The following is an 11,995-nucleotide window of genomic DNA, read 5'->3' on the forward strand; positions in this document are numbered from 1 at the left end:
TCAATTACCTATTTAGACAAAAACAAAATAGACAGGCTGCCAGGCAGCCTGTCTACGTTTCGGAATCAATTGCGGCCCAACTCAGGTCATGATTCGCCAGGCTTCAATGCTCTAACTGCACCTTAAATTATAACAACGGCGTATTACCTAAGCTTCAATGCTGTGTATGCTATTTCTGATGGGAAAATTAATGGAGTTTACAGAGGAGAACATATATCTTTTTATAAAGATCTGGATATGACTTACCTTCTTTAATATTACTTCTCTTGATACCTTTTCTCTATCGGGGCTTTTTACCAAGTCTGAAAAATTGAAGTTATACCACTGGCAACTCAGTCGACGATTGAATGACGTTAGCCTTAGCCACTAAATTATGAGTATCATCCACGTAGTTTTATCCGGAGGGGTTGGTAGCAGACTATGGCCTGTTTCCAGAAAATCAATGCCGAAACAATATATCCCAATGTTCGGTGACAAATCTTTGTTTCAACTGACAGCTGAACGAAATAAGGACTTCGTCGACCATACAATCATAGTTGGCAATAAAGACAATTATTTGTTATCACAAGCGGATCTAATAAGAGCTGGTGTTTACAAGTACACAGAAATTATTGAAGCCGCGCCACGAAATACCGCAGCGGCTATTGCTTTTGCTGCTTTTAACACAAAGCCCGATGATTTGCTACTTGTTACGCCTTCGGATCATATTATCACCAATGACCAAGCTTATGCCAAGGCGATAACAGAATCTGTTGCATTAGCAGAACAAGGCTATCTCGTTACATTTGGCATAAAACCGTCCAAGCCAGAAACTGGTTATGGATATATAGAACATCAAGGCAATGAAGTTATTGCATTTAGGGAAAAACCTAATTTATCAACTGCAGAGTTATTTTTACAGCAAGGCAATTTTCTTTGGAACAGTGGCATGTTTTGTTTCCAAGCAGGTGTATATCTCGAGGAACTTAAATCACTGGAACCTGAAATTTACCTGACAGCTCTTGAAACTTCACAACGACAATGCAATGCCTTCCTCCCGGAAACTGAGACTATGTTAATTCCCTCCAAGAGTATTGACTATGCAGTTATGGAAAAATCCGAAAAAATTAAAGTAGTCCATACAACCTTTGGATGGTCAGATTTGGGATCATTTGAATCTATATGGGATCATTGGGAAAGTGAAGGAGAAGAACATCGATTCATTCAAAATAATTGCATTGTTGGATCTTCAAAGCATGTTGAATTCTTGGGAGTTGATAACATAATTTTGGTAGAAACTAATGACGCAATTTTAGTAGTTGCCAAAAAAAGCTCTCAGGATGTAAAGAAAATTTATGAAAGACTAGAGAAGGAAAAACCTGAGCTAATAAATTAAGAATGTCTAGAAACTTTGATCACATGTAATTTAGGTTGATCTGGCATTGTCGATCTTTTTTTGATCAAAGAAGGCATAGTTTCCACACCAAGTTCGAATAGCTTTAAATTCTAAAATGCAAGCAGTCAGGAAAGTAGCGATCAATACAGGAATATTATATGGCAGGATGCTCCTAACCATGGCGATAGCCCTTTATTCAACAAGATTAGTTCTAAATGCTCTGGGGAGTATAGATTATGGTATTTTCAATTTAATTGCCGGTGTCATTGCAATGTTATCTTTTCTAAACACAGCGATGACCGCCTCTACTCAGCGATTTTTATCCTTTTATCAAGGAAAAAACGATTCTATTAAACAGAAATCGGTATTTTCCAATAGTTTAATTCTGCATCTTGTCATCGGAGTTGTAATTGTTTTAAGCCTCGAAATAATCGGTTTATTTCTTTTTGAGGGCTTTCTCAACATTCCTGAGAATCGCCTGGGCACGGCTAAAATTGTTTATCATTTTATGTCCGCTACCGTTTTTTTTACAGTTATCTCTGTTCCATTTACGGGCACCCTAAATGCCAGAGAAAATATGGCTGTACTTGCATCGGTGAGCGTTATAGAAGCACTTTCAAAACTCTCTATTGCAATTCTGCTTTTATTTCTAACAAAGGACAAACTTGAAATATTTGGGCTTTTGACTGCTAGCGTGAGCGTGTTAAGCTTTATATTATACTCGTCATATTGTCTATTTAAATATCAGGAATGCTCAATTTCTAATCTCTTTAAAACGGACCCGATTCTACTGAAAGAATTAACCTCTTTTGCTGGATGGAATTTATTTGGTACGCTGTGTAGCCTAGGTAGAACTCAGGGATTGGCAATAATGTTAAATATCTTTTTTGGCGCAGTAGTAAACGCTGCTTATGGTATTGCCAATCAGGTCTCGGGGCAGCTAAATTTCTTCTCTTATACATTGCTCCAGGCTTTGAATCCACAAATCATGAAAAGTGAAGGAGCCAATGACAGACAACGAATGCTACGCTTATCAATGATTGCAAGTAAGTTCGGTTTCTTTTCTCTGGCAATAGTGGCAATTCCCTGTATGTTTGAAATGAAAGCCATTCTTGAATTCTGGCTCAAAGAGGTTCCAGATCATACCCTAATTTTTTGCAATTTGATTTTGGCAGGAACCTTAATAAACCAGTTGACAATTGGTTTACAATCAGCTATCCAAGCAACTGGCCGAATCAAAATTTACCAATCAGTTGTTGGATCTATAATCCTTTTAAACCTGCCAATAGCTTATATACTTCTGAAATTAGGCTATCCGGCATATATGGCTCTTGTCAGTTTTTCATTAATTGAATTAATTGCGTGTGGATTCAGATTGTATTTTCTCAACCAAATCGCAGGGCTATCGATAAGTGAATATTTTAAGAGTGTAATCCTTAGGGAAATAGTTCCAGTATCCTCCGCTATTCTAGCGTGTTTATTAGTAAATCTATATTCTCAGTTTCAATATAGATTTTTTCTTACCGGAATAACATCATCGACTGTTTTTATCCTATCAATTCTCCTAACCGGATTAGAGCAAAACGAAAGAAATATGATTGGCTCAATACTTAGGAGATTTGTAAAATTAGAATTCCAAAAATAGGCAAACATCCGTTTTTACTTTAAAATTAATTGAAATGAACTATTTATATTACAAGGACAAAAAGGGAAATTTTGGAGACGATTTAAACCCTTGGCTCTGGCCTAAATTGATAGAAAAAGAGAAAGAAATAGATAAACATTTTGTCGGCATCGGAACAGTGTTGTTTGAAAATAATTCGCTATTCACTGGGTTCAAAAACGAACAAAAAATTGTCTTTGGCAGTGGTGTAAGACCCAGTTATTCTCAGCTTAGTTTTGACGAAACCTGGGATATTCGTTTTTTAAGAGGCCCCATGTCTGCGTCTTTCCTTGATGGTAAGTATAAGTATATCACGGATGCAGCTTATGCTCTTCGTCAATTACCCGATTTTGACAAGTTTCAATCTACTCCGAAAAAACATGAAATTAGTTTCATTCCCTACTTTCAATCACTATCATATTTGAATTGGAAACAAATTTGTGCTGATCTTAATATAAATTACATTTCACCTCATGCAGAGTTAGGAATCGACCATATACTAACTGAAATCGCGTCGTCCAAGTTAATCATCACAGAAGCTATGCATGGGGCTATAATTGCAGATATTTTCAGAATTCCCTGGCATAGAATCGTTTTTTCAACGCCTCATAACGAAGGAGGTATGGTTTCTGAGTTTAAATGGAATGATTGGATGCAATCAGTAGGATTGAAAAATATTGACGTAAGTCAGGTGAAATTATACAGAAAACCTTTTCTCCACAATTGGATAAAGAGTATTTCAAATGGAATGATCAACGCTGAATTTTATTTGAGAAATGTTGGTAAAAGTGACATGATTAACACGATCTCAAGTATAAAAAATTACTATTTATCTTCGGATACGATAGTTTCAGAAGTCGACGAAAAAATACATGATGAGCTGAAGTTAATTCGATAACAGCACAACTAAAAATTGCCTTTATAATATGTTTAAGCTGGAGTTTTTCATTATTTGGAGTATTTTCTATTTATGTCGTATCCTCTTTTTAAAGAAAGAGACAAATCCGGCTGTACTTTTGATAAGCTTTTTCTTGTCCATAACTCCACTTCAGGTAAACATACCAATAGGCAAATCAGAATACCAAATTTTATCTGGTAGTCTTGGCAGCCAGATGTATATATTCCTCCCATTCATATTATTCTGTCTAGCATTCCCACTATTTCAGTTCAAGTTAAAAATGGATTGGTGGGATAAGAGGAACAGATGGATATGGATAGTACTAGGACTATTCGGCATGTCATTTTTAAATTCTGATAATGAGAATAGTACTGGTACTTTAGTTGCATTATGTCTCTTTTCGTCCTGTATTCTTTTCTTTGCGACAATTAATTCTAATGTCTCGTACAAAACTATTCTTAAAGGAACGTATGATGGTTTCTTTGTGTTGGGAATTGCCAATTTTATTCTTGCCGTATGTTTCCCCATTTTAAACATGAAAATAGTAACCACACTATTTCATCTTACCGGTGACGTTGGCGCCACAAGAATGGGCTCTGAATCCAGAGCCGGTGCAATTGGCTTTTTTGCTCATCCGGGAGCTCTAGCACTATATTCTACTATTTCTTCCGTGTTTTTTCTTTTTTACATCTTGAATAAACAAAATGTAAAAAAGAGCAACTTTATTTTTCTTTTAAATTTAGTTACTATCGTACTTACCTTTTCCAGAACTACATATCTGGTTTATATTTTGGTAATATTTCTTTCATATTATATCCTTAAGAACCCAAAAAAATCCATTTTTTCTCTAAAAAATGTATTACGACTTTTTCTACCGCTCGGTCTTCTATTTTTATGGATAATCGTATTTTCACCACTTAGCGATATATTTCTAGAAAGTGACGTTAATCAACAATTTGACAATAGAGCTCTTCACTGGTTGATGGCAATTGAAGCTTTTAAACAAGCTCCAATCTTCGGTGTGGGTCTTAATACTCATTTGATTTATTTTTCAAAACATCCTACCATTTTAAAGAATTTAGAATTAAGTCCATTTTTCCTCGAAAATCCAATCCACAATATCCATTTAATATTGCTGGTTGAGCTGGGGTTAGTGGGTTTTATTATGTGGATAATCTTTTTGGGTAGGAGTGTTGCTAATTCTAAATTCGACATTTCGAAAGGTCAGAATACAGCACTTTCTATTACTCAAATTGGTACAGTAATAGTTTACATATTTTATGGCCTTACTGGCTGGGCTCCATTTTCATTAAACATACTGCCATACTTTTTATTTATCATGTACTTCGCTGAGAAATACAGAGGAGTGCATTAATTATACTTAGAAAAGATGAAATTATTATTCATTGCCCATGAATTCCCTTATCCGCCCAACCACGGTGCTAAAATGGACATTTGGAATAGATTATTGGCGTTGAAAGAACAAGGTGTTGAAGTGTTTCTATTGACATGGTACGGTATAAAGAAAGGAGACAAACCTCAATCATTGGAGATCGAAGTTGTCGAGAGTAACGTGAGCAACTTATTTTTGATTCCAATGGAAAGAGGTTGGAAAAGAATTCTAAGATCATTGAGCAACCCGTCGCTGGTCGCATCCAGAATGCTATCAGATGGTACTTACCAATCCTTAATAAAAGAGCTAGAAGAATTTAAAGCCGATGCAGTATTTATTGATGGAATCTACGGAGGTTCAACTGGTCTTAAAATAGCTAATCATTTTAGATTACCATCCGGGTTAAGACTTCACAACATCGAGCATAAATACATGTACGGTCAATATTTACTTGCTAAAAATTTGAAAGAAAGGCTCGCTATTATAATTTCTCTAATTCATTTAAAAAAATACGAATACGATCTCCTTTCGACTGTAACAGCGTTTTTTGACATTTCCACACATGATTTGCAATTTTGGAGAGAAGAAGGTTTGCAGAATGGTTTTTGGCTGCCTCCTGTTTTCCCAAACAAGCAAACACGTAAAAGTCAAGACCTTAACGATAGTAAAAATAGCTTTGATATAGGTTTTTTCGGCAATTTAAATACTCCAAATAATGTTAAAGGGATTCAATGGTTTATTGAACAAGTATATCCAAAGGTAAAAGTAGAATATCACGACTCTAAATTTCTTGTAATGGGTTCAATGCCAAATCAGGAGATTATTGATTTATGTAGTTCCGACAAAACAATCACGTTGATACCAAACCCTACTGATCCATATCTATATCTGGATAATACAAAGGTGTTGATAAATCCTGTCCAATTTGCAAGCGGAGTAAATATCAAGTCGATTGATATGTTATTTCTCCCAAACCAAGTGGTAAGTACAAGTTCTGGAATAAAAGGACTTCCAAAAGAATTCAGTGATGTTTTTTACATAGCCGATACTCCGGAATTATATGCGAAATACATTCTACAAATCTTGAAATCAGACATTTTAAAGAAGAACGATGAACAACGAGAAGCTTTAAAGAAAATGTTCCATTATGAAAATGTAAAGAGTATTACCAACATTCTAAAGCCCACCCAAGATGTTTCACCAATTGATTAATAAAGCTCTGGGAAAAATAAGAGGTGATGGGTACACCATTGACCCGAAAATATCCTCCTCTTATTTGATAAAATTAATTATGGGGAGATCTTTCATGCTTTTTCGGGGCAAAACTTCTTTAATCCCACACAAAGGGCTATTTTTTGTTGGCAAGAATGTAACTCTAAAAGCTAGAAATCTGATGTTGGTTGGAAATGGTGTTTCTATCGATGACCATTGTTACATTGATGCCCTGTCGAAAAATGGTATCGTTTTGGGAGATAAGGTATCCATGGGGAAAAGAACAGTTATTGAGTGCTCCGGAAGCCTAAAGCATCTAGGCAAAGGGCTGGTTGTTGAAGACAACGTCGGTCTCGGAAGAGATTGTTTTTACGGCTGTGCCGGAGGAATTTCAATTGGTAGAGATACAATTATTGGCAACTTTGTAAGCATGCATTCAGAGAATCATAATGCTTCAGACCCCTCGACTCCAATTAGATTACAAGGCGTTAACCATAAAGGTATTAGCATTGGGAAAAATTGTTGGATCGGAGCCAAAGCAACCATTCTCGACGGTGTTACTCTTGGCGATGGATGTATTGTAGCTGCCGGATCAGTCATGACGGCCGGTAAATATCCTAATAATGGAATTTATGGTGGTATACCTTCGAAACTAATCAAATATAGATTTTAATGAAAAAGTGCTGTGTCTTTATAACAAAACTAGTTCTGGCATTAGTTTTACTTATTTTACAAACAAGCACCCACCCTCAAGCAACTCACTTAGAGTTAGCGCCAAAGAAGATTCTAATCTTAGGGAACAGCATAACGAAGCACCTTCCCGACCAAAGCATAGGATGGAATGGTAATTGGGGAATGGCTGCATCGTCTGAAGATAAAGACTATGTCCATTTGCTTATAAAAAAAATGAAAATAGAGGATGTCAGCACCGAAATTAGATATTCAAATGTCGCCCAGTCATTTGAAAGAAAATTTTGGGTTTACGACAGTTCTATTGTAAATGAATTTAAAAATTATCATCCTGATTTAATAATTTTTAGGCTTGGCGAAAACATCAAAAGTGATTCAACAAAAAAATACTCCCTTTGCGACAACTTATTAACTCTAAGCGATAAGTTGTCAAGCAATAAACCAACGCGAATTATTATTACTTCTAGATTTTGGCCTGATAAAATCATCGATACTGAGATGAGAAACTGTGCAGCTACAAATAAATGGGGGTTTGTAAATATTTCCGACTTGTTCGCACACAAACAAAATACTGCGCAAGGAAAGTTTATCAACAACGGAGTATCCATTCATCCATCAGATGAAGGAATGGAAATGATTTTTTTAAAAATTTACGCCGCGATTAAGAATTAGATAGTCCTTAGAACACTAGACATATTTTAAGGTTAATTCGAGTTCCTCCCGGTAATTTCAAGTCAACTATGGAGTATCTAGAAAATATTTTTACTCGTTATTATGATTAAGAAAATATCGTCAGTATTTATAGTTATATCTGTTTTGCTACAAACGAATATTTACGCCCAAGGAAACAAAATTAATTTTGGGGCGTATTATTTCGATGGCTGGACTGGTACATTCCCCTATCACATTACAAAGAGCCTTGTTGATTCCTTTCCAGAGCGGGAACCGAAGTGGGGATGGATTACAAGTAGCCAGAAAATAATGGATGAACAGATTCTACTGGCGGCAGATGCAGGACTCTCTTTTTTTAGTTTTTGCTGGTTTTATTCTGGTAGAGAAAAGTATAAGTATGAAGTTCTTAACAATTCTTTAAGATACTATCAAAGCTCCAAAAATAATGACAAGCTCAAATATTGCATTATGATTTCCAACCACCAAGGATTTGAAATTGGCCCAGAGGATTGGGGATTTGTTTCATCAGAATGGATTAAATACTTCAAAAATCGAAATTATGTAACTGTTGACAATAAACCGATAATAGCCTTTTTTACAATTAGTACATTGCTGCAAAAATTTGGCTCCACTAGTGCCTTAAAAAATGCCATCAGCAACTTAAAAACCGAAGCTCAACAACAGGGATTAGCAGGTGTAAGCGTTGCTCTTTGTGTTCCTTACAATATAAGCCAAGAAGATATTCAAACTGCCGAATCATGTGGGTTTGATCTTCTTACAGGTTACAATTATCATTCTGCCGGTTTTGATAAGACAACGAAGATCCCGGTGGACACATTGAAGGTAGTTGAAACAAAAGTATGGGACCGGATTGCCGTCAATAGTAACTTAAGATATATCCCAACAACAACATTAAACTGGGACCCGAGGCCGTGGGCAAGCAGTTCAAATCGATACGCAAAAGATCCTTATTATATCGGTGTATCTCCAACAACAGTTTATAACTCAATTACGAATTGCATTAACTGGCTGAATATCAATTCAAAAAATACAACAATCGAAAAAATTGCCTTTGTTTACGCCTGGAATGAAAATGGTGAAGGTGCATATCTAACTCCCTCAAAAAATGGGGTGAATTTGCTCGAAGGCGTTAAAAGAGCTTTGTATTTTCAACGATCAGCAATATCTAGGGAACAAAAAAATCTGAAAAGGCCCTAGGCCATTATTTTCACTAAATATTCAATTGAACAAATTTTGTAGTATGAAAATATTAATGATTGTCAGATCAAATTGTTACACCACCCCAGGTGGTGATACTGTACAAATTGACATGACTGCTAAATATCTTCGAAACCTGGGGGTTTTAGTGGATATCGTTTTGGCAGATGCCAAACCAGTTTACACAGACTACGCTCTGATTCATTTTTTTAATATCATTCGACCTGATGACATACTGCCTCATATAAACCATTCTGTGCCATTTGTTGTATCAACAATATTTGTCGATTATTCTGAATACGAGCGTGAAAACCGGAAAGGAATTGCAGGGACCATTTTCAAAATTTTAAATCCAGGCCATATAGAATACATTAAGGCAATAGCACGATGGATTATGAACGGAGATAAAATTAAATCGAGGTATTATCTGCTAAATGGTCACAATAAATCGATTCGGCGCGTTGCATCACAGGCAAAAGTAATTTTACCTAATTCTAACAGCGAGTACAAACGGTTTGCTCAATATATTAACCGGCAATCACCATTTAAAAAAGTGGTAAATGCAATTGATCCTTCCGTATTCGACAAGAATGTAGCATCCAATGAACAATACAGAGATCATGTTCTGTGCGTGGGCCGAATAGAAGGAAGAAAAAATCAACTGAATCTGATTAAAGCTCTTGCGGGAACAGATATAAATCTAACCATTATAGGAAAACCTTCCCCTAATCATATTGGATATTACAATGCGTGCAAAGAATTAGCGTCTTCTGTTTCCAATATTCATTTTATTGAGCATATCAAACACGAGGAGCTTGTGAAAATTTATAAAGCAGCAAAGGTACATATCTTGCCCAGCTGGTTTGAAACAACTGGACTTAGTTCTCTCGAAGCCGGTGTTATGGAATGTAACATTGTTGTCACAAGAAAAGGCGATACTGAAGAATATTTTAAAGACATGGCATTTTATTGCCAACCTGACGATATTTCAAGTATAAAACAAAGTGTTTTATCAGCTTTTAATAATGCTGTTGATAGTCGTTTAAGTGAATATATCCTTGACAATTACACCTGGGAAATGGCCGCCAAACAGACTTTCGATGCGTATAACGCGGTTTTAAATAAAACAACCGGACAATTTCAAAAGGAATTTTCCTAATCCAATTCATTTATTTCTGTCAAATATCAGACCTTCAATGAAAATAGCAATCATCGGCACAAGAGGTATTCCTAACCACTACGGAGGATTCGAACAGTTTGCCGAGTATTTGGCAAAGGGCCTTGTAGAACGCGGCCATGATATCACCGTTTACAACTCCCATCTTCACCCCTATCAGCAGTCGGAATGGAATGGCGTCAAACTCGTACATTGTCAGGATCCGGAAGACAAATGGGGGACGGTTGGACAATTCGTTTATGATTTAAACTGTATTCTGGATACCAGAAAAAAATCATTTGATATCATTTTACAACTGGGTTATACAAGCAGTACCATTTGGGGCTGGCTTTTACCGCGTAAAAACTGCGTCATAACAACCAACATGGATGGTCTTGAGTGGTCCAGGTCCAAGTACTCTAAACCGGTGCAGTGGTTTTTGAAACAGGCGGAGTATCTTGCAACCGTTTTCAGCGATCATTGGATTTCTGACTCACTGGGAATACAGGATTATTTAACTAAAAAATACAACATTCCCTCTACGTATATCCCATATGGTGCATTCCCGTTTAATACACCCGGCGAGGGAGATTTAACAGCATACAAGGTCCAGAAGTACAATTACAATATGTTAGTAGCTCGTTTCGAACCAGAAAATAACATTGATACGATTTTGGAAGGTGCCGCCGCCGCCACTATCAAAACACCTTTTTTGGTTGTTGGTAAACATGCTACCAAGTATGGCGAATACCTAAAGGAAAAATTCAAGTCTCATCCACATATTCAATTTGTCGGTGGCGTATATGATATCAATATTCTGAATAATCTTCGCTATTACTCTAATCTTTATTTTCATGGTCATTCGGTCGGAGGAACCAACCCCTCCTTACTCGAGGCAATGGCATCACATGCTTTAATTTGCGCAAATCAAAATCTTTTCAATAGCGCCATATTGGAAAAAGACGCTTTCTACTTTTCAACTGCAAAAGAAGTAAGTGACTATATAGATAAAACGCATAAAGAAGCTTACGCAGGTTTTGTTCAAAATAACCTTGAAAAAATTGAAAGGATCTATGAATGGAATACCATCATTGATCAGTACGAGAATCATTTTGAAACCATATACTCAACGAAAAAATGAAATTTGAAACAACAACCTTACAGGATGTGATCCTGATCAGGCCAGCCATTTTTCACGATGATCGTGGCCATTTCTTCGAATCTTTTAATCTTAATTCCTGGAATAACCAGGGGCTTACCAGCGCATTTGTTCAGGATAATCAGTCCTTTTCACATAAGGGTGTGGTAAGAGGTTTGCATTTTCAAACAGGCGTACACGCCCAGGGCAAGCTGGTACGCGTGATTCAGGGCCGCGTTATGGATATAGCGCTTGACATAAGGCCTGACTCCCCCACTTTCGGGAAATACGAACTTTTTGAGCTGGATGCTGCAAGCGGAAAAATGGTATACATTCCAGAGGGCTTCGCACATGGGTTTGTTGCTCTGGAGGACAGCATTTTCCACTACAAATGCACGGGTGGTTATTGCAAGGAAGCGGAAGCAGGTATTCACTGGAATGACCCTTCGCTTCAAATTCCCTGGGGTGTAGATAATCCAATCGTTTCACCGAAAGATCAGATTTTACCGACTTTTCAGGAGTATATAGAGAGAAATCTTGAAAATGTACGTGTCTAACGGTAATCTACTCCACCACGACC

At 36.7% G+C, this 11,995-nt stretch carries 11 protein-coding genes; all 11 read left to right on the plus strand.

The annotated features are described in order from the left end of the window. Positions 1-373: 373 nt before the first annotated feature. The gene (locus M1L62_RS06905) at positions 374-1,375 is read left to right on the plus strand and encodes a mannose-1-phosphate guanylyltransferase (RefSeq protein ID WP_254412297.1); all 1,002 of its coding nucleotides are present in this window, start codon (positions 374-376) and stop codon (positions 1,373-1,375) included. A gap of 115 nt (positions 1,376-1,490) precedes the next feature. Continuing rightward, positions 1,491-3,020: an MATE family efflux transporter gene (locus M1L62_RS06910; RefSeq protein WP_254412298.1), complete on the plus strand. Its 1,530-nt coding sequence runs from the start codon at positions 1,491-1,493 to the stop codon at positions 3,018-3,020. A 34-nt stretch (positions 3,021-3,054) separates the two neighbouring features. Continuing rightward, positions 3,055-3,936 (plus strand): polysaccharide pyruvyl transferase family protein, encoded by an 882-nt coding sequence (locus tag M1L62_RS06915; RefSeq protein WP_254412299.1) that lies wholly within the window; start codon positions 3,055-3,057, stop codon positions 3,934-3,936. Between the two features lie 535 nt (positions 3,937-4,471). After that, complete coding sequence (locus M1L62_RS06920; protein ID WP_254412300.1) at positions 4,472-5,311, plus strand: O-antigen ligase family protein; 840 nt, start codon at positions 4,472-4,474, stop codon at positions 5,309-5,311. Positions 5,312-5,326: 15 nt separating this feature from the next. Then, positions 5,327-6,541: a glycosyltransferase gene (locus M1L62_RS06925; RefSeq protein ID WP_254412301.1), complete on the plus strand. Its 1,215-nt coding sequence runs from the start codon at positions 5,327-5,329 to the stop codon at positions 6,539-6,541. Continuing rightward, positions 6,522-7,214: an acyltransferase gene (locus tag M1L62_RS06930; RefSeq protein WP_254412302.1), complete on the plus strand. Its 693-nt coding sequence runs from the start codon at positions 6,522-6,524 to the stop codon at positions 7,212-7,214. The genes M1L62_RS06925 and M1L62_RS06930 overlap by 20 nt, the downstream gene beginning before the upstream one ends. Then, on the plus strand, positions 7,214-7,903 hold the full coding sequence (locus M1L62_RS06935) for an SGNH/GDSL hydrolase family protein (protein ID WP_254412303.1): 690 nt from the start codon (positions 7,214-7,216) through the stop codon (positions 7,901-7,903). Before M1L62_RS06930 ends, M1L62_RS06935 begins: the two co-directional genes overlap by 1 nt. 102 nt (positions 7,904-8,005) lie before the next feature. Further along, positions 8,006-9,121: a glycoside hydrolase family 99-like domain-containing protein gene (locus M1L62_RS06940; RefSeq protein WP_254412304.1), complete on the plus strand. Its 1,116-nt coding sequence runs from the start codon at positions 8,006-8,008 to the stop codon at positions 9,119-9,121. Positions 9,122-9,164: 43 nt separating this feature from the next. After that, positions 9,165-10,280 (plus strand): glycosyltransferase family 4 protein, encoded by a 1,116-nt coding sequence (locus M1L62_RS06945; protein WP_254412305.1) that lies wholly within the window; start codon positions 9,165-9,167, stop codon positions 10,278-10,280. A gap of 37 nt (positions 10,281-10,317) precedes the next feature. Further along, complete coding sequence (locus M1L62_RS06950; RefSeq protein WP_254412306.1) at positions 10,318-11,418, plus strand: DUF1972 domain-containing protein; 1,101 nt, start codon at positions 10,318-10,320, stop codon at positions 11,416-11,418. After that, on the plus strand, positions 11,415-11,972 hold the full coding sequence (gene rfbC, locus M1L62_RS06955; protein ID WP_254412307.1) for a dTDP-4-dehydrorhamnose 3,5-epimerase: 558 nt from the start codon (positions 11,415-11,417) through the stop codon (positions 11,970-11,972). The genes M1L62_RS06950 and rfbC overlap by 4 nt, the downstream gene beginning before the upstream one ends. The last annotated feature ends 23 nt before the right edge of the window (positions 11,973-11,995 follow it).

This window comes from Dyadobacter diqingensis (genome assembly GCF_024220585.1).
Taxonomy (GTDB): domain Bacteria; phylum Bacteroidota; class Bacteroidia; order Cytophagales; family Spirosomataceae; genus Dyadobacter; species Dyadobacter diqingensis.